Raw genomic sequence first — 21,905 nt, 5'->3', positions numbered from 1 at the left:
TCCCGTCTTCGTATTTCGGGATGCGCCCGCGCACCGGGGGGCACCCACCGGAAAAAGCCCATCAGCGGACGGGCCGGTGAACGGCAAGGTCCTCTCCGGCCCAGAGCCGTTCGTAGATCTCGGCCGCGCCCCCGGCCTCCCGGTCGATGGAATGGTCCGCTTCGGCCTTGGCGCGGGCGGCGTGGCCCATCGTTTCGATCCGGTCCGGGTCGGCAAGGAGCTCCCCGATGGCTGCCGCGGCCGCGGCCGCGTCGCCGGCGGGTACGATCAGGCCGCAACGACCGCCGTCGGAGAACTCCCGGTAGTAGCCCGTGTCAGAGCAGACGAAAGGCGTGCCCGCGGCCATCCCTTCGGCCGGGACGACTCCGAACGGCTCGTATCGGGCGACATTGGCCACCAGGCTCAGGGCGGGCAGGATGCGCGCCTTGTCCCCATGGCTGACGAAACCCGGAAAGAGGATCCGGTCGCCCAGACCCGCCGCCGTGACCTTGCCGGTCATGGATCGCAAGTACGGCTCTTCCGCCGGCTTGGTCATGCCCAGCACCAGACCGGTGGCCTCCGGGTCCTTGCGGCAGACCTCGATCATGGCATCCACGAACACGTCGGTGCCCTTTTCGGGGCGAATCCGGCCGATGATCGCCACGCCCTTCGTGCCGCCGTACCCCAGCGCCCGCCACGCGGCGCGGCGGTCCGCGACGGGCCGCGCCGCCGACAGGTCGACCCCGTGGGGGAGCGTCGCGGCGACCCCCGGAAAGAACGCCGCGGCCTCTGGCGATGTGGCGATCACCGCGTCCATGCGGCCGATCAGCCAGCGCGGAAAGGCCGAATGTCGGTGCTTGGCCGCGGAGGTGAAGACCGTGCGGATCGGCAGGCGCAGCACGTCGCGCGCCCAGATGGCCGAGATCATCTCGGGGTCGCGCCGGACGTGCCAGATCGCGTGGCTGCGCCCCTTGGACGGCGCGCGCGACAGACGCCGCGCCCGTGCCGGCGTCAGCGGCGGGGGCAGCCCGTCGAGCGGGTGTCCGACGAGCGCGAGGTCGTAGCGGTCGGCGTGCCATCGCGCCATGCGCTCGGCGGTGGCCGAGACGCCGGTATAGCGCGGGTTGTAATTGGCGACGAACAGCTCCGGCATGGCGGGGATGTGGCGCGCCCGCCGCGTCTTGTCGAGGGGCACGGGCCCGAAAGGCCCGATCCGGCGCGTCGTCGGGGCAGCTCTCATGGCCGGAACGAAGGTGGCCGGGAACGCCTGCCCGGGCATGGCCGCGGGAGCGTGGACGCGGACGGGATCGACATCGGCGGGCGTCCCCCCCGGTGCATCGCGGATCGGCGATCCCCTGGTCTGCAATGCGTCCCCTGCGGCCGTCCTGCCGCTCAGTTCAATCGGGAGGAGATCACGCCGGTCGCGAAGCCACCCATGCGCAGCTCACCGAAGAGCCGCTGATACTCGATCTTAGGACAGCGGTTCATCACCACCTCCACGCCGCGAGCGCGTGCCCGGTCGGCCGCCGCCTCGTCCGCGACGCCGATCTGCATCCAGACGACGCTGAGCGAGGGCATGACCTCTAGCGCCTCGTCGACGATCGGGCCCACCACCTCCGATCGGCGGAAGATGTCGAGCATCTCGACGTCGTCGGGGAGGTCGGCCAGACCTGCCGATACCTCCCGCCCGAACAGCATCTGCCCGGCGATGCCGGGGTTCACGGGATGGACGCGAAAGCCCTTGAGCGACAGATACCGCGCGACGTAGTGGCTGGGCCGAACCGGATTGGCCGACACGCCGAGACAGGCGACGGTCCGGACGGAGGTGAGGATACGGCGGAAATCTGCGTCTGTCATGGTCCGATGATCCGTCCTGCCCCCCTGCGGCGCAACGAAAAAACGGGGGCGCAACGAAAAAGCGCCCGGACGGTGATCCGGGCGCGAGTGTGGAACGAGGGACAGTGATGACGCGTCGGGTGTTCCGGCCCGACGCCTGACACTGAAGCTGGTATGCAACGGTCGCGCGGAAAAGAGCGTATCGCGGTTTCGTGAAGCGTCAGGAGGCGGCGAGAGCGTAGAGCGCCACCGCCGCCGCGTTCGACACGTTGAGCGATCCGAAGCCGCCCGCCGCCCCGATTCGCACTAGCTGGTCGCAGGTCTCGCGCGTGCGGGCGCGCAGGCCCGGCCCCTCGGCGCCCAGGACCAGGCAGACCGGACGACCCGCAGCCCGGCGCGCCGCGGCGCCGATCTCCACCTCGGCCGCGCCGTCGAGCCCCAGACAGACATAGCCCATCGCCTGCAGAGCCCGCAGCGTGTCGGACAGGTTGCCGACCCTGAGATAGGGCTGCCTTTCCAGCGCGCCGGACGCGGTCTTGGCCAGGGCGCCGGTTTCCGGGCAGGCCCCGCGCGCGGGCGCGATCACCGCACGGGCGCCGAACACCTCTGCCGAGCGCAGCACGGCGCCCACGTTGTGCGGGTCGGTCACCCGGTCCAGCGCCACGATCGGCCCGGTGCCGTCGACGGCGATCCGGTCGAGCGGCCCCCAGTCCAGCGCGCGCACCTCCAGCGCCGCGCCCTGGTGGACCGATCCGGGGTCGAGCGGTGCCGGAAACCTGCGCGGATCGGCCTCTTCGGGCGCGATGCCGGCGGCCGTCACATGGTCGCCCAGCCGGTCGAGCGCGTTCTTCGTCACCACCAGACGCAGCTTCTCGCGCCGCGGGTTCGCCAGCGCGTCGCGCACCGCGTGCAGTCCGAAGAGCCATACCGTCTCACGCCCCGCATCGCGGCGGGCCTGCTCCTTCTCGACCACCCATTTCGGTTTCTTCACCATGGTTGCCGACCTGCGCCGGAGCGCGGCCGGGATCAAGCGATTTCGCCTTGACGCGTTCCCGGCCCGGCGATAGCTGACCACCCCAGTGGGCGACAGGCCGCAAGGTGTGGCAGGGGACTGTAACTCCCTCGCGGAGACGCACGCCTGGTTCGATTCCAGGGTCGCCCACCATCCCGCACTTCGGGGTTGAAAAATCCGCTAACACCTTGAACGGAAAGGTGATTTCAGCGGTTCGATAACCATTTTCACGGCTATATCGCAGGGGCTCCGCAAAGGCTAAACGCAGCACTGTTTGACGCAGTGCGAAGCTGCCTTTTTGGTAAATATTCCAAGGGTTTGACAAGAACTTCAGGGCTGGTTCGATAAATTCGTCCAGGTGCCCCTTCGGCGCGCCTGCTTTTTCGAGCTGATCGGCCAGACGCAGCTTCTCGCGCTCCAGCTTCTCGATCTTCGTCTCATAGGCCCGGATCACAGATGCGCTGGAGGCATCCACAAGGCGATCCAGCAGCGAGTCGATCTGCTTTTCGACGCCCTTGACCTGGATTGAGAGCGCCTGACGCGCATTTTCAGCCTCAGAGAGGCGCACAGCCCAAATCTCGGTGAACATCGCCTTGGCCATTGCAAAGAGCTGGCTGACAGGCTGGAGGCTCCGCAGGATGGCTTCCGCGCCGTCCTCAATCTTGCCTCGCGCAATTGACTTGCGCTTGGAGGCGCAGCGCGGCGTGTCGCAGAGATAATACGGGTAGTGCTTGTTGCGGCCCTTCGACCAGCACGAGGTCATGGCTTCTCCGCAATCATCACAGAGCACAAAGCCCCGAAGCGGGAAATCTTCGTTGATGTCTTTGCGCGCAGGTGCATAGGTCTGGCCGTTCAGCACGCCCTGAATGCGCTCGAAGGTCTCGAAGCTGATCAGGGGCTCATGATGGCCTTTGCGCAGTGTGACGCCCCAATCCGGCGCGTCCACGCAGCCCGCGTAGACGGCGCGCTGGAGCATGTCCTTGACCTTGGTCGGATGGACGTAGCCCGAGGCTCCGCTCTTCGGGAAGTCCGGCTGACGCTCCAGGAAGCGCTTTACCTCGACTTGAGAGCGAAAACGACCGCTCGCAAAGCCCTGCAAGGCTTCGGCGATGATGGAGGCCACCGGCTCATCCCGCACGAGCAACTTGCCGTGTTCTTTCGTTTTTTCATAGCGATAGCCCACAGGCGGATGAAAGACGTAATAACCTTTCTCCACGCGGGCTGTCATCTTTTGGATCACCTGACGGCGGTTTTGTTCGCGCTCCAGATGGCCTTGCGCGGCCATGATGGCTTCTACGAACTCGCCTTCGGGGCTGTCATCGAAGTTGAAGTTGAGACATTTCGGCGTTGCGCCATGCTTGGCCAACTCGCGCCGCAGCTTCCAGTGGAAATCACGGTCGCGGGCAAAGCGCTTCAGATCATCAAAGATGATCACATATCGCTTCCCGGCTTGGGCTTCCAAATACGCCAGCATGGCCCGCATACCGGGGCGGCGCATAAAATCACCGCCTCCGGTATGATCATCAGGAAACATCGCCTCAACCACATAGCCATGATTTTCGGCGTATTGGCGGCAGCGATGCTCCTGACTTTCCAGGCCATGTCCATCCGTCTTTTGTTTTTTATCGGAGACGCGGCAATAAATTAGCGCCGCAATATCAGCCTCCTGGACTTTCATGGGTTTATTCATGTTTACTCCTTTATTCTTCTTGGGCGGGCCGCGAATGTCCATCGCGGCTAGCCGAATTGAATGCATCATGCATCTTCGTATGTGTGGCTTGGTCTCCATTAGAATCCCCTTTCGCTTGCTCATCAAGCGTTTCGTTGACTTGTCCACAGGCTTCTTGGATCGGGTGGATACCAAATCCAAGGTCCACGAAGGCCATCATGATCGACCAAAGGGCGCGGATGATTTCTTCTTTCTGATCATCGCTGAGCGCCGGATCATCCAAGTATTTCTGATACTTATCAACATCGACCTCAATGCACCGCTTGGTGCTAGTCTCACCCGTCAGGCGTAGCGCGGGGCTCGCAAGCGGGCTGTCATCAAAGCTATCATCAGGCATAGCAACACCATCCTTTCCCGCGCGCGGCAAAACCATGCGCGAAAGTTCATCCGCACAATGCGGATCAGTGTTCCGTCCATTTCCCTTGAAGTGTGCTTTGCTCTGAGCAGGCAAAGCGGTATGTTCTAGTTTCATTTTACCATCCTTTTGTTGTGCGGCGCAAATTTCTGCGGGTTTTGAGAAGTTTCGTTCGATCATGGTCATGGTTCGGTTCTCCTTATTGCTGATTTTGATTTCAGGATTTCGGACGATAGCCGTCGATAAACGACCTTTGCCCATTCGCGTATTGAGGAAGATGCGCGTGGCTTTCGGCCACGGGCTCGGTGATCACGCGCGCGCTTGTCTTCGTTCCGAAGCGCCGACCGAGGCCCACCTTGGTAAGATCGCGGTCAAAATACGGGTTCGGTCCGTAGAGGCCTCGATATTCGCTCCGCGCGTAGTACGGCACTTTCTCCGCCAAGAAGGGTGGGATGCCGTAGCCCGAGGCCATAACAAGCGCCTGAGAGTGCGGCATGCCTAGGATTTCATCCGGCGTTCGGAGAGGCCGCGCCTGCTTGCGCTGGTGTCCGCGCTCGTATGAGAGCGCCTTCATCGAAAGCCCGGTGCGAATGCCATTTCCGCCTTTGCCGAAGAGCGCATCATGCATGGCTTCGCGCATGGCGCGGCCCGCGCGCTGTTGGGTAAGGTGGTCATCCAGATTGAGTGTCTGGTTGCCGAGCTTCTGGGAGAGATGGCGGGCCGTCTCCAGATCGGAAATGCCGCCGCCCAGATAGACTTTTAGATCGGCGCTGGCTGAGAGCGTCATCGCTCCAGTTGGGCCCAGGTTGTTTCGGATTTGGCCGATATCCTGGTAGACGCAGACCGGACACAGACCAAAGCCCCGCCCAATCGAGTAGAACTCGGCAATTTCCGGGAAGCGCCCGAGCTGGGCAGCTTCATCGATCACCAGATTCAGCGTTGGCGCGTCGGGCCGGGCTTGCTTCAGGGTCCGCAGCGTCGAGAAGAACTGCCGAATGAGCGCCGCGTTCTGCACCGTCATCTCCGGCGGCATCACGAAGAAGACGAAGACCGGATCGGCGTTGTCTTCGCAGAGCACATCCAGGGTAAAATCGGCATGTTCACTTGCCACCAACGCTGATTGCAGGCGCGGATCGTTCATGAAGGCGAGCCCGTTGGTGATCTCGCTCATCACCGAGTCGAAGGTCCGGCGCGAATCCTCGGCCATCTCCATCATCTCGGCATACGCAATAGTCAGATCAGGTTCGCCGAGCGCGGCCATGATCTCTGCCGTTTCGGCGAAGCCCTCCGGCGAGACGCGGATCATGCCCACCAGGTCATAGAGGGATGTCGGGGAGACTCCGCCATCCATGTGTACGAGGCCCCGCATCAGCGGATCGAGCCAGTTCTGGGCCTTTTGCTCGAAGAACTTGGCATCCCCGCCGCCGCTTTCGGGTAGCAGCGTGCGCGCCGCCCGGCGGCAATCAGCAACGAGGCGCGGGCTGGTCGGGGTGAGATGGCTCAGGATGGAAAGCGTCTGCCCCTGCGCCCCGTGGGTGAAGTACGGATTGATCTCGTACACGCGTGCCTTGATGTGCGCGAAGTACGGCTCCAGCACGGCCCGCAGCTCGCGCTTAGGATCAAAGATCGCATAGCGCGCAGGCTCACCACCGCGCCCAGGCGCATCCATGAGATGGGCGAGCACGCTTGTGAACTTGCCCGAGCCCGCGCCGCCAATCAGGAGCATGCCCGCATTCTTCGCATGGAAGAGCTTGCGTCCCTGGTGGAAGGCGAAGGGCACGCCGCCATGAGACCGGAAGGCGCGGGAGATTTCTAGGGGCTCCGCAAATCGCGCCGAGCCATAGGGGTATCGTTCCTCAAAGTGCATGAGGGTTCCTTTCTTGGTTTGATTGTTGTGGAAGGTTTGAGGGTGATGGCCACCGCTAAGATGAAGCGGCCATCACGGAGGGGCTCACCAGTTGTTGGCGATGAAGGCCACCAGGCCGATCCCGAGGATCACAAGCGTGCCTTTGGCGAAGATATCGGCGATGGCCGCGCCAAGGGATTCGAGCGGTCCTTTTGGTTTCCGGGTATGGTTCATTGTTCGTCCTCTCCTTTGTTTGGACCTGTCGCGGTTTGATGCCGCTCCTTTGATAGCATTTACTGCAACAAAGGAGACGAACTATGGGATTGAAACGGACGGACGAATTCCGCCAGGATGCGGTGCGTATTGCGCTGACCAGCGGGCTGACGCGCAAGCAGGTGGCTGATGATCTGGGCGTTGGAATGTCGACGCTGAACAAATGGATCACAGCGCATCGAGACACGAACGTGGTTTCACAAGAGGATTTGGACCTCGCCAAAGAGAATGAGCGGCTTCGACGTGAGATCCGGCTTCTCAGGGAGGAGAGGGAAATCCTAAAAAAGGCCACCCAGTTCTTCGCGGGCCTAAATGTCAGATCCCGCTTGATTGTATGGCCGCTTTTTGAAGAGCCTTGGCTTTTGGCGATGCCAGTCCTTGAGGGCGTCGATAGGCGTTCTGCCCTTCAGGACGGATTGCGGGAGCTGGCCGTTGTAGAGGCGGACATAGCGCAGGATCGTCTGCTCAAGGTCCTCGCCTGATCGGAAGCGATGACTCTGCAGGACGTCCTCGATCCGCCCGTTGAAGCGCTCCACCATGCCGTTGGTTTGCGGCCGCATCGGTGGTGCGAGGCGATGCTCGATCCCGAGGTCGGCACAGAGGCGGTCGAACTCGTGGTTGCCCGTGGCCGCGCGCTTGCGCAGGCCGAACAGCCGGTCGGTGAACTCCTTGCCGTTGTCGGTGAGAACACGTGTGATCTTCATCGGCGCGGCGCGCTCCAGGTCACGCAGGAAGCGGCGCGCGTTGGCGGCCGTCTTCGCTGGGTAGATGCGGACGAAGACCCATCGGGTCGCACGGTCAATCGCCACGAAGAGGTAGCGTCGCCGCTGCTCGTCCGGCATCTGCGGCAGGTATTTCACGTCGACATGCAGATAGCCGGGCTCATAGGCCCTGAAAGGCTTGTGCGCAGGCTTCGGCGCCTTTGGTGTGAGGTCGCGGAGCTTGCTCACCCCATGTCGCCGCAAACAGCGATCCAGCCCGGAGCGCGAGACGTTCGGGTTCAGGAACTCGCGAACGACGGACAGCAGGTCGTCGAGCGGCAACAGCAGAGCCTTCCGCAACGCTACGGCAACCGCCTCCTGGGCAGGGGTCAGCGTCGTCTGCAGCCTGTGCGCGGTGTGGCTGTGGTCGTGAACGCCATCCCGCTTGCGCCACTTCCAGACCGTCTGTTCGGAGATGCTGTAGCGCTCCGCAACCATCCACGCCGGCTCATCGCTCGCCTGCATCGCAGCTCTGATCCTGGGTGTCGTCGTCGCCTGCTTGTGAAGAGAGATCAGCATGATCGTCCCCCATCCCGAACCTCACGCAGAAACGACCTTGCCATGAAGAGCGCAGACCGGCGAGAGTCTATGTGATCGTCCGGGACTGAACAGTTAGGGTTGCATGGCGCGGTCCTCGAACGCCATGGGGCTGAGATAGCCCAATTTCGAGTGGCGTCGTCTCGGATTATAGAAGCGCTCAATGTAGTCGAAGATATCCGCGCGTGCTGCGTTGCGGGTGCGGTAGACCTTCCTGGCCGTCCGCTCGCTCTTCAGCGATGAGAAGAAGCTCTCCATCGCCGAGGTGTCCCAGACATTGCCCGCCCGGCTCATGGAGCAGGTGATGCCGTTGTCGAGCAGCAGGCGTTGGAACTGCTCGCTGGTATATTGCGATCCCTGGTTGGAATGGTGGAGCAGAGCGTCGGCCTTGCCGCGCCGCCAAACCGCCATCATCAGGGCATCCATGACCAGCGTGGCGTCCCGGTCCGCCTTCATCGACCAGCCGACGACGCGCCGGGAGAAGAGGTCCAGCACGACCGAGACATAGAGCCAGCCCTCTGCGGTCCAGATGTAGGTGAAGTCGGCCAGCCATTTCTGGTTCGGCCGGTCGGCTTGGAAGTCGCGGTCGAGGATGTTGCCGGCGATGACCGAGCGTTCGCCATCATCCTTCGGATTCCCGCGCCGCTTTGGTCGCGCTCTCATAGCGTTCTGCCGCATGAGGCGCTCGATCCGGTGCAGCCCGCAGGCCAACCCTTCCTCGAGCACGTCGCGCCAGACCCGACGTGCGCCATAGGTGCGGTCGCTGGCCTTGAAGCTCTTGTCGATCTCCAAGACGAGCTTCGCATCGTAGATCGCCCGGGCGCTGATCGGTCGCTTGAGCCAGGCGTGGAAGCCAGACCGAGAGACGCCCAGCACCGCGCACATCCAGCTGACGGGCCAGATATGCCGGTGCTTCGCAACGAACGCGAACGTCATGTCGCTTCCCGCGCGAAGAAGGCCGCGGCCTTTTTTAGGATGTCACGCTCCGCCCTGAGCTTGGCGACCTCTTTCTTCAGGGCCGCGATCTCGGCCAGCTCGGCGCGCTGCTGGCCATTGCCGGGGAAGGCACTGGCAGACGCCACCGTCGCTTCACGCATCCACCGCCGCAGAACACTCTCCGCCAGGTCCAGATCTCGGCACGCCTGGGCCACCGTCACGCCCCGCTCGGTCACCAGCTTCACCGCCTCGATTTTGAATTCGCGGCTGAACTTCCGTCTCGTCATATCCAATCTCCAGTTCCATGGTCACGATCTTATCTTCGTGTCCACGAAACCGGCAGCAGGCCACGCCAAGCTTTCGGCCCTGTGCCTGCGGGCGCTGCAACTCATGCAACAGGATGAAACTATCCAAGTCAGGATTGCACCCGACGCCGACGCACTACTTGAAGACTTCCGGGTAGCAATCCGCACGGCGCTTAAGGATGCACGCGACGAAGTTTCCCGCCACCTGTGGAGCCGGTCGCACTTGCGGGCCGTCAAGCTGGCGTCCCTTGCCGCCGTCGGCGTCGATATGGAAGTGCCCACAATCACCCGCGACATAGCACTGTGGGCAATCCAAGTAGAGAAAATGGCGACCAACGGTGTATCGGCACGCTTTGACCGGGGCGACGCAGGCGGGTCCGAAAACAACGAAGCGAAGCAAGAGCGCGAACTTAAGGCGGCAATCAAACGGTATCTGACAACCGATTACGACGCGCTAAAGAACACTGCCCGGAGGCTCTGTTACACAAAGCTTTTAATACCCGAGATTCCCCTTTCCCCGGACGGATTCATCCCACGGCCTCTGTGACAGGGATGCCAAGGGCGGTGTAGCCGTTCATGACGGCGATGCGGACCTGGACTTCCGCGACTTGTCGGTCGAAGTCCCGCGCCATGAGGCGCTGCCCCAGCAATTTAACGCAGTGCATCTTGGTTTCGACGCGGCTTCGGCGGTGGTATCCGCTCCAGTTTCGCCAGATCGCGCGACCGAGATATTTCGAAGCTCGCAGGGCCTCGTTTCTGGCCACGGCACCCGCAGTGACGGTCTTCCACGGCTTGGCGTTCTTGCGGGGTGGGATGACGGCATTCGCCCCGCGGTCAGCGATGGCGTCGTGGCATTTGCGGGTATCATAGGCACCGTCTGCAGTGACGCTGCCGATCGCCTCGTCCGCCGGAATCTGGTTGAGCAGATCGGGCATCACCGGCGCATCACCGATGTGGCTTCCGGTAATCTCGAGCGCCCGAACCTCCAGCGTTTGGTCGTCGATCCCAAGATGGATCTTGCGCCAAACCCGCCGCTTGGGCCCACCATGCTTGCGTGCGTTCCACTCGCCTTCACCCTCGACCTTGATGCCCGTGCTATCGATCAGGAGATGCACTGGGCCGTTGGAGCCACGATACGGGATGTTCACGGCCAGCGTTTTCTGGCGGCGCGATAGCGTGCTGAAGTCGGGCACCGCCCAGTTCAAACCGATCAGACGCAACAGGCTCTCGACGAACCCGGTCGTCTGGCGCAACGCCATGCCAAACAGAACCTTCATCGTCAGGCATGTCTGGATGGCGGTATCGCTGTAGGTTGGCTGTCGGCCGCGTTTGCCGGTCGGCGCAGCATCCCAGATCATCTCTGGGTCAAACCAGATCGTCAGCGAGCCACGGCGCTTGAGCGCTTCATTATAGGCCGGCCAGTTCTTGGTCTTGTAGGTTGGCGGTGTGGGTCTGCTCATGTCGTCCAGCTACCACGCTGGACTCACGACATGAATCCCTCACCGGGTTTGTGCAACAGAGCCGCATCGCGACCTGATCGCCTATGGTGAAATCCTCGGCCGCCAGGCCGGACAGGGGCCGATCGAACCGAAGAAGCTGATTGTTCCCATGCTGGAGCGATTCATCGCGACGGATCGTGGCTTCGCCAAGGCGCGACGATTGCTTCCGAAAGGTGAGGTGGCGAAAGAAAGACCATGATGCACGGCTCCGGCTCCCATAAGAACAGATCTGTTGCAGCCGGACAGCGTGACTATCGGTCTGGTGATGGATGGTGGCGATTGGTTATTTATTTCAATTGGTTGCTCGGCATCGTGTGCATCTCATGTTCATGTTTCGATCGCGTGATTTCGCGCTGTGGCGCGGGCATTTCGGTTCGGCGGCAGAGACGGGTTAAGGCGCGGCCACACGGTGTGCAACGGGGAGGAGCAATAGATGACAGCTCGTTGGTTAGGGCCGCATTTCCTGCTGAAGGCAGCCGTTCGATGTTTTGGTTAACCAAGGCTGCGATGTGAACGGAGCGGGACTGTGCTGCCGCAACACTCAACGTCGCAACCACTTTGCTCGTGGTCAGGACGTCCGCGCAGAGCACGGTAACCGCGTGGTAGCCCATTCGATAATCGCGAAGCGATCAGCGCGCGTCTCGGGTAAAGCGCATTGAACGCCGCGTCCAGGTTCGCGCTCCGGGAAGCGTCTCGGCGAGGGACACAATGGGCCAGAAGCCGGCCGCGCTCAGGTCGCGGATAGCCTTCGGTCGTGTGAGAGAGCCGTCTTGAATAAGTAAGCGCCGCAACTGGTGCTGGCCCCGGTCAGCAGCACCGGAAACCAAGCGGCGTTTCCTGGCCGGTTTAAGACCCGGAAATGGCGTGACTTGGCTTTGTTGCGCAAAGACTGGGTGAGGGATTCATCTCGTGAATCCAGCGTGGTAGCTGTCCTGCATGAGCAGACCGATCCCGCCGAGCTACAAGACAAAGAACTGGCCGGCCTACAACGAAGCGCTGAAGCAGCGTGGTTCCCTGACGATCTGGTTCGATCCGGACATGGTCTGGGTGCCGCCGCCGACCGGCAAGCGAGGCCGGCAGCCGTTATATAGCGACGCCGCGATCCAGGCATGCCTGACGATGAAAGTCCTTTTCGGCATGGCGCTCCGACAGACGACCGGGTTCATTGAAAGCCTCCTGCGCCTGGTCGGCCTCGACTGGGCGGTGCCCGACTTCAGCACACTGAGCCGGCGCCAGAAGRCCTTGTCCGTGACTATTCCCTACCGCGGCTCAGATGGGCCGCTGAACCTGTTGATCGACAGCACCGGCATCAAGGCAGAGGGTGAAGGCGAGTGGAACGCCCGCAAGCATGGCGGCGCGAAACGCCGTCTATGGCGCAAGATCCACATCGGCGTCGAYGAACRSACGCTGGAGATCCGAGCCATCGAGATCACCGGAAGCAACGTCGGGGACGCGCCCATGCTGCCCGAGTTGCTCAACCAGATCCCCGCCGGCGTGGAGATCGGATCGATCACCGCTGACGGAGCCTACGATACGCGCAAGTGCCATGACGCCGTCGCCGACCGCGGCGCCCATGCCGTCATACCGCCGCGCAAGAATGCCAAGCCGTGGAAGCCATCAACCCCAGCCGCCATTGCCCGGAACGAGGCTCTGCGCGCATCGAGATACCTCGGCCGCGCCATCTGGCGAAAATGGAGCGGATACCACCGCCGGAGCCGCGCCGAGACGAAGATGCATTGCGTGAAGCTACTGGGGCAGAGCCTCCTGGCGCGCGACTTCGATCGCCAGGTCGCCGAACTTCAGATCCGCGCCGCCGTGCTGAACGGCTACACCGCGCTCGGCATACCCATCACAGAGCCTGCGGGATAAGTGCGTCCGGGGAAAGGGGAAGTCCGGGATTTACGGTCTTTGCGCAACAAAGCCCCGCCGACCCCGCTTCGCCCCGCCGTGTGGCGTTCAATCGGAGCGCGGCATGAGGCAAGGTCGCAGAATGTCCGCCTTCGCCAACAATCGCCGCCGCGCCCGGAACCGGTCGACCAAGATCGATTTGTATGATTATTGCCGCTTGCCGGAACCGAAGCCGCGCGGCCGTCCCGTCGCGGACGATCTTTCCGACTGGCGCGTCATCGACGACTGGCCGGACGAGGTGCCGATGACGCCCGACGAGGTCGACGTCTTCGAGGCCTGGTTCGGCGATATTCTCGAAGAGCTGTTCGCGCCGGAAGACTCGGTTCGCGATTGACTTTGTTATCACCCAGAGATAACATAACATGCCGAGGAAGACGCGCGATCCAAGCCTCCACGCTTTGCTCGATTTCGACGGTCAGGTCCTGGTAGTCGATCCGGACGGTGGGCACTGGGAGAAGTTCGCGGTCACGCAAGTGCCGGTCAGCCCAGAGAAGCCGCATGGGCTACGCGCTGACGCTGCAAGGGTCTGACGGCGCGCGTATCGCCGGCTTCGACAATGACCACTCGGTGGGAAGGCGGAAGCGCGGCGAACCGCAGGATCACCGGCACCAGCTGCGGACCGTGCGTCCCTGTGACTACCAGGATGCGGCGACGTTGCTCGCCGATTTCTGGATGCTGGTTGATGCGGTGCTGAAGGAACGCGGAGTGTTGAAATGACCACGCTGAAAGTCGGTATCGCTGATTGCGAGGCGATGAAGGAACGGACGATGCGGATCGCCCGCGGCGAGGAACGCCAGAGCCCGCACGATCCGAAGGTCTGGTTTACCTCGACGGAATCCTTCGCCCAGGTCCTGTCGGCCGGCAACCGAGAGCTGCTGCGCACCATCGCCGAGCGCGAACCGGCGTCGCTTGACGAGCTCGCGCAAGTGACCGGTCGCGCCAAGTCGAACCTGTCTCGCACGCTCAAGAAGATGACGCACTACGGCTTGATCGAGATGCAGCCCGGAGACGGGCGGCGCCTCAGGCCGAAAGTCGTCTATGACCGCGTCTCGCTCGACTTGCCGCTCATCGAACCGGCTGAACAAAAGGCCGCGGGAGGGCGATCGTGAATGCGCCACAGCCTGCCGTGAAGCTTCGCGCGGCGCTCTATCTGCGTGTCTCGACGGCGCGACAGGCCGAGCACGACGTCTCGATCCCTGATCAGCGCCGGCAGGGGGAAGCCTATTGCACCGCCCGGGGATACGAGCTGGTCGAGACCTATGTCGAGCCGGGGGCGTCGGCGGCGAACGACAAGCGTCCCGAATTCCAGCGGATGATGGAGGCCGGCACGGCGAAGCCCGCCGCCTTCGATGTCGTGGTCGTGCACTCGTTCAGCCGCTTCTTCCGCGACCATTTCGAGCTCGAGTTCTACGTCCGCAAGCTGGCCAAGAACGGCGTCAAGCTCGTCTCCATGACGCAGGAGCTCGGCGACAATCCGATGCACGTGATGATGCGCCAGATCATGTCGCTCTTCGACGAGTACCAATCGAAGGAGAACGCAAAGCACACGCTCCGGGCGTTGAAGGAGAACGCCCGCCAGGGCTTCTGGAACGGCTCGCTGCCGCCGGTCGGCTACCGCGTCGTCGACGCGGAGAAGCGGGGGCAGAAGATGAAGAAGGTGCTGGAGATCGATCCGCTCCACGCCGACACGATCCGCCTGATGTTCAAGCTGGCGCTGGAGGGCGACGGCACGAGGGGCCGCATGGGCGTCAAGTCGATCGCCAAATATCTCAACGAGCGCAATCGCTACACCCGCACCGGCGGACGCTGGGGCGTCGGCACGGTCCACCGGATCCTGACGCGGCGGACCTATATCGGCGAGCACCAATGGGGGAAGAGCTACAGGGACGGAACGTCGAAGGCCAATGCTGAGGTGATCACCGTCTCCGTGCCGCCGCTGATCGACCGCGAGACCTTCGACGCGGTCCAGGACCTCCTGAAGACGCGAAGCCCGATGGTCACGCCGGGCCGAACCGTCAGCGGGCCGACCCTGCTGACCGGCATCTGTTTCTGCGCCGAGTGCGGCGGCGCGATGACGCTGCGCACGTCCGGCAAAGCCAAACACTATCGCTACTACACCTGCTCGAGCGCGGCCCGTCAGGGCAAGACCGGCTGCAAGGGCCGGACGATTCCGATGGATAGGCTCGATCATCTGGTCGCGGAACGTCTGGAGAAGCGGCTACTCAAGCCCGAGCGTCTGCGCGATCTGCTCGCCATCCATCTCGACCGGCGCGAGGAGCGCGACGAACGCAGGCGCGCGCATGCCTCGGAGCTGACCAATCGCGCCGCGGCGGCCGCGGGCCGATTAAAGCGCCTTTACGACGCGATCGAGACCGGTGTCGCCGACATTGCCGATCCGTCGCTCAAGACACGCATCGAGGAACTGAAGGCGACCCGCGATCAGGCGCGCATCGACGCCGAACGGGCAAGGACCGCGATCGAGAGCGCCGGGCAGTCCATCACGCCAGAGCAGATAGGCAAGTTCGCGACTGTCGCCCGCCGCCGGATGCGTGGAAAAGACGGCGGATTTCGGCGCGACCATCTGCGGGCTTTGGCACAGCGGGTCGAGGTCGCCGATCGGGAAGTGCGTATCGTGGGCTCGAAAAACGAGCTGCTTCGGGCCCTGGCGACTTCGAATGGCGTACAATCGGCGGCGAACAGCGTTCGCATTTATATTCCAGGGTGGCGGAGAGGAAGGGATTCGAACCCTCGAGACGGTTCCCCGCCTACACACTTTCCAGGCGTGCGCCTTCGACCACTCGGCCACCTCTCCGCTGGCGGGTCTAGCCTGTGGTCGTAGGAAGTTTCAAGGGGGCAGTACGTCCGGAACAGCACAGTGGACAGAGGATCGCGGGATGGGTCGGACCGCTTGCCAAAATATGCGGAACGTACGCCTGCGGACAGCAGCTGGTCCGAACACCGGCGGTGAAAATGAGACTTCGATACGCGTCCGCGCGCGGGGCCGCCCGACCGAAGAGGCGGGTGTGACCATTCGAAAAGAGCTATGACGCGGTCGCGGGATCTACTCAGGAAAGGATGGGCCCCGGGCGGCCGCCATTGGGCTTGGCGGTCCCGTTGGCGCCCGGAAACCGGTCGTCGCAGTCAGGCGGGCGAAGACGCAGCGCGCCCGAAAATCGCAGCACCCTGGCAGGGCAGGCGCAGCCAGTCGCGGCATGGACGCAGCGGCGGGACCCGTTGCGACAGCAGCGCCCCAGCTGTTTGACGGTGTGATCCCTTCTTTGGAACGGAAGGAAGCGCTATTGGACAATGTCACGGCTGTGCCACGACGACGTTGGCCGTCAGAGCTGCAAGACAGCGATCGCAAGCTTCGCTTTCGCAGCTGAGCGTGGAGTTGGGGATCGATCCAGCGACCGCCGCCAAGTGGCGGAAGCTGGCGACGGTGGAGGATCCGACTGAGGTGGCGCCCGGTTCCCGGACAGGTTGGCGGCGCTGCCAGGCTTGCCGGTTGATCGTGCCGCCTTCAGACCGGGGCCCTGGTGGGCCTTTATCGGTCCGCCGAGCGCGGAGTGTGGGCGCTCGGTGTTGTGAACGTCGATCCACCTGCCGATGTCCGCCCGTGCCGCGGACCCTGTTTCGAAGGCGCGCAGGCAGACGCAGTCGTGTTTCGGGGACCGCCATGGCCGCTCGATCGTGACGTTGTCCATCCGGAGCGCGGCCGTCCACCCAGACCTTCACCGCCGCATCCGGCAGGGCTTGCGTGAACCGCGGGCTGGTGAATTGGCTGCCCTGGTCCGTGTCGAATCCGGTCGCCCGGAGCCGAAGAGCCCCGGAAGAGCATCGTCCGGTGCCTCGATGCGAAACTCGGCGTCCATGGCGTTCGACAGCCGCCATGCCGGCACCCGGCGTGTCGCCCGGTCCACGATCGCGACCGCCGCATCGGAATGCAGGCGATATCCGCGCACCAGGCTTGGTTTGGCCGGTCGATCGGCAGACCCCGGAGCAGAGACGGATACTTGCGGTGCTCCGGGTGAGGCACAGTCGTGCGCGGCCGCCGGTGGACGGCCCGCGGATCCATCCGGGCCATCGGCCGCCGGACCGCAGTGGCCCTGGTTGCGCAGGTGCCTCGCCATCCGGCGGCTGCCGTGGAACGGCGTCTCCATGAACCGCGCGTCGATCGGCTTCGTCAGCGCCAGGTTCAGCGGGCTCTCGCCCTTGCCCGGGCGACCGGCTGATGCCGATCAGGGCGCATTGTCGGGGGATCGACAATGCCGGGTGGGGGGCGGCGATCGTCTCAGGCCTCCCGGGCCGCGCTCACCGACCGGAGGCTTTGGCCGGAAAATCGCGGTCTCCCCCAAGCTGGCCGATCCTGGCGTGCAGCTTCTCGATCTCGCCCTCCTTCCCGACGGCCTTCGCCTCGGCCTTGCCCGGAAAAATCCCCGACATGCCCGCGAGCGCCTGCCGCTTCGAGGTGTCGATCGGAGCCCGATGCACGCCGCGCTTCGCCACCGGCCCGGCCACCGTCATCTCACCACGGATCGGCTCGAGCGCCACCTTCGCCTCGCACTCGGCACCGCAATTCCTTCGTTTGCCAGCCACGCTATCCGTCCTTGCCACCGTTGGCGGCAAACTTGGCCGGACGACCGGTTTTCGGGGGCCACGTCACCATAAGCGCCCTGGCGGATACCGAACAGGCCGATGTTGCTTGAGATGCCCGGATCCGATCGCGCATCCGCAGGGGGTGCGCGGAACCGCCGGGGCGGTCACCTTGCGTGACGTAGGCGTCTGCATTGCAAGTCTTTTTCCGGAACGCTTGAAGCTCTGGCAGGGCCGCGGTCGGGGTCACCCTCTGGCTGATTGCGCCCACGGCGGTTCCGGCTGGCGGCACTGTCGCCGGGGTGCGGAAACGGAGTTGCGCGATGAGCCGGACGCTCGCGGGGTTCGGCGGTCACGCGGCCCGCCGCGAGCATGGCGATGGCGCGGCGAAGCACGGTGGCCGTGGCGTCGGCTCCCCGCCCGATCGCATCTAGCAGGCGTGCTGAAAGCACCGCCGGCACCGATCGGGCCGGCCTGGATCGACCGGCCCGACGAACGATCCGGCTTCGGTCCAGACCGGGAACGGAAGCTGCGGGCCATGACCCGCGGCGAGCGTGCGAGGACCCTACCGGGTCCGGATCCACGAGGGACTCCCCTGATCGGATGATCCCACCGGCGACGATCAGACTGCGTGCGACGGCCGCCATGTTCGCTGCTGCGTGCGCCAGCCAGTCCCCTCCAGATGCAAGGCGCATTGCGCGGGGCTTGGCGCTATGCGGCCCTCCTTGGCCGGTGGCACACGAAGCGGTCCTTCTCCAGTCGCTTCGGGCGTTGCCATTGGAGCGCCGCCGATCCGAGCGGCAATGGCGACGCACGACCCCTGACCGCCGCGCGGAATCACCGCGATCAGGTCGCCCCGCCGGCCGCGGAAGGCGAACAGATGCCCGGCAGAGGGATCGGGCTTGAGCGCCGCCCCAGCTCGCGCCGTCAGACGCCTACGGCGCGACCACGACGTGAAGGTCCACGGGCGGGATGCTAGAGCGGGATGAAATCAGCCTGAATCGATAGAGGATTCACAGGCCTGCATTTTGGTGATTCACTGTTGCCGACCACAAGATGGAGGGCGAGTAGTGGGTAGAGCACTTTCAATGGACCTTCGAGAGAGGGCAATGGCGCGGCTGTTGGGGGGCGAGAGCGTGCGTCAGGTCGCAGCGGCCCTGGATGTGGCTCCGTCCAGTGTTGTGAAGTGGTCGCAGCGTTTGCGTGCGACCGGGAGTTGCGCTCCGGCAGGGACAGGCGGCCACCCGCCACGCAAGATTGCAGGCGGGCATGAGGCGTGGCTTCTGGAGCGGATAACGGAGCCGTTCACACTGCGCGGACTGGTGGTGGAACTGGCCGAGCGCGGGCTCAAGGTCGACTACCGCACCGTCTGGGCCTTCGTGCGCCGCACGGGCTACTCGTTCAAAAAAAGACCCAACTCGCCGAGGAGCAGAACCGCCCCGACGTGAGCCGCCGCCGTGTGCGCTGGAAGCGGCACCAGGGCCGGATCGACCCCCGTCGTCTCGTGTTCATTGATGAAACCTGGGCCAAGACCAACATGGCCCCGCTGCGCGGCTGGGCTCCCAGAGGTGAACGCCTGATCGGGCGGGCCCCGCATGGTCACTGGCGCACCATGACCTTTATCGCAGCGCTGCGTCATGATCGGATCGACGCGCCCTTTGTTTTGGACGGTCCCGTCAACGGCGAAGCGTTCCGGGCTTATGTCGCGCACGTGCTCGTCCCAACCCTGCGCCCGGGCGATGTGGTGGTTATGGACAATCTGGGCAGCCACAAAGGGCAAGCCGTGCGGCAGGCGATCCGTAACGCGAAAGCGCATCTACTTTTTCTGCCGCCCTACAGCCCCGACCTGAACCCGATTGAACAGGTCTTCTCGAAGCTCAAACACATGCTCCGCAACGCAGCCGAGCGCACAATGGAGGCAACGTGGCGCAGGATCGGGACACTGCTCGACCGCTTCAGCCCACAGGAGTGCGCGAACTACCTCGCCAATACTGGATACGCTTCAAGCTAATCTCATCATGCTCTAGACGAACGCCTTTTCCGGCGTATCGCCACCCGCCGCGAAACGCATACAAACGGTTTCCTTGCCGCTGTCGCCCCGCTTCCGCGCGGATAGGGTTGCGATCACTCCGGTCCGCGTTCTGGCGGGCCTTCACGCGGCGCGCCGCCGGTCAGCCGCAGGGCAGGGGGGCCGTCGGCGATCCGCCCGATCCGGGCCGCGCCGGGCAGGTCCGCCAGCATCGCCGCCGCCGCGTCGGGCGCCACCGCGGCAAGCAGGCCTCCCGCGGTCTGCGGGTCGTAGAGGATCTCGGCCAGCGGCCCCTGCGCCCCCTCCACCCGCACCGCATCGCGGTTGGCGGCGTGGAGCGTCGAGCGCACGCCCGCGCGCAGCAGCCGCGCCGCACCGGGCAGAAGCGGCAGGCGATCCAGCGCGATCTCCGCCGCGACGCCGGAGGACTCGCAGATCCCCATCAGATGCCCGGCCAGACCGAAGCCGGTCACGTCGGTCATGGCGCGCGCGTCGCCCAGGACCCGCGCCGCCGCCCGCTGGGGTGCCGCCATGGCGGCCAGCGCGGCCGCGACCTCCGGCCCGGTGGCGGTCAGCGCCATCTCCGCGGCCAGGACGACGCCGGTGCCCAGCGGCTTGGTCAGGATCAGCGCGTCGCCGGGCCGCGCCCCCGACAGCTGGATCGGGGCGCCGTCCAGAAGGCCGGTGACGGCGAAGCCCAGCTGCATCTCCGGTCCCGTGGCGCTGTGCCCGCCGACGATGGCCGCACCCGTGTCCGCCAGCGCCGCCTCTGCCGCGCGCAGGATCTCGGCAAGGGTGCGCGCCTCCAGACGGGGCGACAGGCGCGGCAGGGTGAGCGAGGAGAGCACGGCCTGCGGACGGGCGCCCATGGCCAGACAATCGCCCAACGCGTGCAGTATGGCGACATGGGCCAGCAGGCCGGGGTCGTGGGTGAAGGCACGCAGCGTGTCCACGGTCAGGACTTGGCCGACGCCGCCGATGCGCAGGATCGCCGCATCGTCGCCCGCGCCGCGCTCCACGTCCCTCCGGACCGCCGGCGCCAGCCCCGACAGGGCCGCCCCCAGCGCCCCGCGCCCGACCTTGGCGCCGCACCCCGCGCAGGGCGCCTGCAACGCGGCGGCATCCAGCCCGTCGGCCCGGGGGACGGGCAGGCGGGGCGCGGGCGGCGCGGGAAGGTCCGACAGCCGCGCCATGAACCGGCGGTCGATCCGGTCCTTCCAGCGCCACAGCCACGGCCCCGACCAGGCCAGGCCGAACTTGTCGGCCACGGCGGATCTGCCGCCCGTGGAGATCAGCTTGAGGTAATCCTTCTGGGGCCGGTAGGGCCGTAGCCGCCCGCCGGAGACCGCCGCGCGCAGATTGTCGTGCAGGACCGGCGCCTGGCGCACGGCGAAGACCCCGGCCTTGGGGCGCGGCGCGTGGGTCAGATGCGCGCAGTCGCCCACGGCGAAGACCGCCGGATCGCCGGTCCGAAGGGTCTCGTCCACGGCCACATAGCCCCGGTGCAGCGGCAGCCCGGTCTCGGCCAGCCAGCCGTGGGGCCGCGCGCCGGCCGCGCCGGTGACGAACCCGGCCGGGATCTCGCGCCCATCGGCCAGCACCACCGCGCGGGCCGTCAGTCGCGCCACCTCCTCGCCCTCGATCAGCGTCACGCCCGTTTCGGCCATCGCCCGCCGCAGCCGGTCCGCGGCGCGGCGGCCCAGTCCCGACAGCGCCCGGTCGCGCTCGATCACCGTCACCGGCCGCCCGCAGGTCCCGTGGCGCATGGCCATCGCCAGTTCCACCCCGGCGACCCCGCCGCCGATCACCGCGATGGGGTCACCCCCATCCCGGACCGCCGCCCAGCGTGCCGCGAACCGGCCCAGCGGCTTGGCGGCGACGCCATGTTCGGAAAAGCCCGGCAGGTCCGGCATCTGCGAATGGATCCCGATGTCGAGCGAGGCCACGTCATAGCCGATCCGCCGCGCCCCGATCAGCCTGTCGTCGATGGCGATTTCCCGCGCCGCCGGGTCCAGCCCCGTGGCCCGTCCCAGGATCAGCCGCGCGCCGGCGAAGCGCGCCAGCCGCACCAGGTCGATCTCCAGCGTGTCGCGGTCGTAATGGCCGGCGACGAAGCCCGGCAGCATCCCGGTGTAGGGCGCCGTCGGGCCGGGATTGATGACCGTCAGCCGCGCGCCCGGCAGCGGATCCATCCCCCAGCGCCGCAGCACCAGCGCATGGGCGTGACCGCCGCCGATCAGCACGATGTCTCGGGTCAGGGGCAGGGAGGGGGTCAGCATGGGCGCTCCGTGTCAGGCCACCGGCTGT

General features: G+C 65.0%; 18 protein-coding genes, 2 tRNA genes and 5 pseudogenes. 11 read left to right on the top strand and 14 right to left on the bottom strand.

Annotated elements, in window-relative coordinates; genetic code table 11:
- Positions 1-61 precede the first annotated feature (61 nt).
- From KW83_RS00355 to KW83_RS00345, 3 genes are all read right to left on the bottom strand, one after another.
- Positions 62-1,345, bottom strand: coding sequence for a glycosyltransferase family 4 protein (locus tag KW83_RS00355; protein WP_235191332.1), 1,284 nt, complete (start codon positions 1,343-1,345; stop codon positions 62-64).
- Positions 1,346-1,371: 26 nt separating this feature from the next.
- Positions 1,372-1,836: a CoA-binding protein gene (locus tag KW83_RS00350; protein WP_036172919.1), complete on the bottom strand. Its 465-nt coding sequence runs from the start codon at positions 1,834-1,836 to the stop codon at positions 1,372-1,374.
- A gap of 199 nt (positions 1,837-2,035) precedes the next feature.
- Positions 2,036-2,809, bottom strand: a complete 774-nt coding sequence (locus tag KW83_RS00345) for a TrmH family RNA methyltransferase (protein WP_036172917.1) — start codon at positions 2,807-2,809, stop codon at positions 2,036-2,038.
- A gap of 87 nt (positions 2,810-2,896) precedes the next feature.
- On the opposite strand from KW83_RS00345, the gene KW83_RS20340 reads away from it, so the two are divergent.
- A tRNA-Tyr gene (locus KW83_RS20340) sits at positions 2,897-2,980 on the top strand.
- A 562-nt stretch (positions 2,981-3,542) separates the two neighbouring features.
- Here KW83_RS20340 and KW83_RS21310 read toward each other — a convergent pair.
- From KW83_RS21310 to KW83_RS21670, 4 genes and pseudogenes are all read right to left on the bottom strand, one after another.
- Positions 3,543-4,505, bottom strand: a pseudogene (locus KW83_RS21310) (recombinase family protein); the annotation flags it as partial.
- A 22-nt stretch (positions 4,506-4,527) separates the two neighbouring features.
- A complete protein-coding gene (locus KW83_RS20335; RefSeq protein ID WP_152563432.1) occupies positions 4,528-5,097 on the bottom strand; it encodes a hypothetical protein in 570 nt (189 codons plus the stop codon).
- A 31-nt stretch (positions 5,098-5,128) separates the two neighbouring features.
- Positions 5,129-6,778 (bottom strand): type IV secretory system conjugative DNA transfer family protein, encoded by a 1,650-nt coding sequence (locus KW83_RS00330; protein ID WP_036172911.1) that lies wholly within the window; start codon positions 6,776-6,778, stop codon positions 5,129-5,131.
- Between the two features lie 84 nt (positions 6,779-6,862).
- A complete protein-coding gene (locus KW83_RS21670; protein ID WP_268745522.1) occupies positions 6,863-6,991 on the bottom strand; it encodes a hypothetical protein in 129 nt (42 codons plus the stop codon).
- Positions 6,992-7,074: 83 nt separating this feature from the next.
- Between KW83_RS21670 and KW83_RS19485 the strand changes: the two are divergent.
- Positions 7,075-7,343, top strand: a pseudogene (locus KW83_RS19485) (transposase); the annotation flags it as partial.
- On the opposite strand, the gene KW83_RS00325 reads toward KW83_RS19485, so the two are convergent.
- Both KW83_RS00325 and KW83_RS00320 read right to left on the bottom strand, forming a co-directional pair.
- Positions 7,339-8,310 carry an IS481 family transposase gene (locus tag KW83_RS00325; RefSeq protein ID WP_036172908.1) on the bottom strand — a complete coding sequence of 324 codons (972 nt, stop codon included), beginning with the start codon at positions 8,308-8,310 and terminating at the stop codon, positions 7,339-7,341. The pseudogene KW83_RS19485 and the gene KW83_RS00325 overlap by 5 nt on opposite strands.
- 93 nt (positions 8,311-8,403) lie before the next feature.
- Positions 8,404-9,551 (bottom strand): IS3 family transposase gene (locus tag KW83_RS00320; RefSeq protein ID WP_152563431.1). Its coding sequence is split into 2 segments (ribosomal slippage): positions 8,404-9,302 and positions 9,302-9,551, totalling 1,149 coding nucleotides; the frame shifts between segments, so codons are not numbered across the junction.
- A 37-nt stretch (positions 9,552-9,588) separates the two neighbouring features.
- Here KW83_RS00320 and KW83_RS20330 point away from each other — a divergent pair.
- Positions 9,589-10,116, top strand: a complete 528-nt coding sequence (locus KW83_RS20330; RefSeq protein ID WP_161785429.1) for a hypothetical protein — start codon at positions 9,589-9,591, stop codon at positions 10,114-10,116.
- Here KW83_RS20330 and KW83_RS00310 read toward each other — a convergent pair.
- A complete protein-coding gene (locus tag KW83_RS00310; RefSeq protein ID WP_036172902.1) occupies positions 10,097-11,029 on the bottom strand; it encodes an IS5 family transposase in 933 nt (310 codons plus the stop codon). The genes KW83_RS20330 and KW83_RS00310 overlap by 20 nt on opposite strands.
- 34 nt (positions 11,030-11,063) lie before the next feature.
- On the opposite strand from KW83_RS00310, the gene KW83_RS19480 reads away from it, so the two are divergent.
- From KW83_RS19480 to KW83_RS21780, 6 genes and pseudogenes are all read left to right on the top strand, one after another.
- Positions 11,064-11,267 carry a DUF2274 domain-containing protein gene (locus KW83_RS19480; RefSeq protein ID WP_081904385.1) on the top strand — a complete coding sequence of 68 codons (204 nt, stop codon included), beginning with the start codon at positions 11,064-11,066 and terminating at the stop codon, positions 11,265-11,267.
- A gap of 737 nt (positions 11,268-12,004) precedes the next feature.
- Positions 12,005-12,937, top strand: coding sequence for an IS5 family transposase (locus KW83_RS00305; RefSeq protein WP_036172899.1), 933 nt, complete (start codon positions 12,005-12,007; stop codon positions 12,935-12,937).
- Positions 12,938-13,058: 121 nt separating this feature from the next.
- A complete protein-coding gene (locus tag KW83_RS21095) occupies positions 13,059-13,310 on the top strand; it encodes a hypothetical protein (protein ID WP_036172895.1) in 252 nt (83 codons plus the stop codon).
- 164 nt (positions 13,311-13,474) lie between these two features.
- A complete protein-coding gene (locus tag KW83_RS21305; RefSeq protein WP_235191331.1) occupies positions 13,475-13,693 on the top strand; it encodes a hypothetical protein in 219 nt (72 codons plus the stop codon).
- Positions 13,690-14,085 carry an HVO_A0114 family putative DNA-binding protein gene (locus KW83_RS00290; protein ID WP_036172891.1) on the top strand — a complete coding sequence of 132 codons (396 nt, stop codon included), beginning with the start codon at positions 13,690-13,692 and terminating at the stop codon, positions 14,083-14,085. Before KW83_RS21305 ends, KW83_RS00290 begins: the two co-directional genes overlap by 4 nt.
- A pseudogene (locus KW83_RS21780) lies at positions 14,082-15,173 on the top strand (recombinase family protein); the annotation flags it as partial. The gene KW83_RS00290 and the pseudogene KW83_RS21780, both read left to right, overlap by 4 nt.
- 147 nt (positions 15,174-15,320) lie before the next feature.
- On the opposite strand, the gene KW83_RS00280 reads toward KW83_RS21780, so the two are convergent.
- Positions 15,321-15,557, bottom strand: a complete 237-nt coding sequence (locus KW83_RS00280; protein WP_036172884.1) for a hypothetical protein — start codon at positions 15,555-15,557, stop codon at positions 15,321-15,323.
- A gap of 141 nt (positions 15,558-15,698) precedes the next feature.
- Positions 15,699-15,788: transfer RNA gene (locus KW83_RS00275), tRNA-Ser, on the bottom strand.
- Positions 15,789-16,274: 486 nt separating this feature from the next.
- Here KW83_RS00275 and KW83_RS22090 point away from each other — a divergent pair.
- Positions 16,275-16,424: pseudogene (locus KW83_RS22090) on the top strand (IS481 family transposase); the annotation flags it as partial.
- Positions 16,425-16,506: 82 nt separating this feature from the next.
- On the opposite strand, the pseudogene KW83_RS19465 reads toward KW83_RS22090, so the two are convergent.
- Positions 16,507-17,572, bottom strand: a pseudogene (locus KW83_RS19465) (DDE-type integrase/transposase/recombinase); the annotation flags it as partial.
- A 1,067-nt stretch (positions 17,573-18,639) separates the two neighbouring features.
- Here KW83_RS19465 and KW83_RS19460 point away from each other — a divergent pair.
- Positions 18,640-19,580, top strand: a protein-coding gene (locus tag KW83_RS19460) for an IS630 family transposase (RefSeq protein WP_161785428.1) whose coding sequence is annotated in 2 segments (ribosomal slippage) — positions 18,640-18,972 and positions 18,975-19,580 — 939 coding nt in all. Because the reading frame shifts where the segments join, the coding sequence is not laid out codon by codon here.
- Positions 19,581-19,693: 113 nt separating this feature from the next.
- On the opposite strand, the gene selD is transcribed toward KW83_RS19460, so the two are convergent.
- Positions 19,694-21,877: a selenide, water dikinase SelD gene (gene selD, locus KW83_RS00255; protein ID WP_051928067.1), complete on the bottom strand. Its 2,184-nt coding sequence runs from the start codon at positions 21,875-21,877 to the stop codon at positions 19,694-19,696.
- Positions 21,878-21,905 lie beyond the last annotated feature (28 nt).

Origin of the sequence: Palleronia rufa (genome assembly GCF_000743715.1) — a bacterium.
GTDB lineage: Bacteria > Pseudomonadota > Alphaproteobacteria > Rhodobacterales > Rhodobacteraceae > Palleronia > Palleronia rufa.
This window is presented reverse-complemented; position numbering and strand designations above follow the sequence as displayed.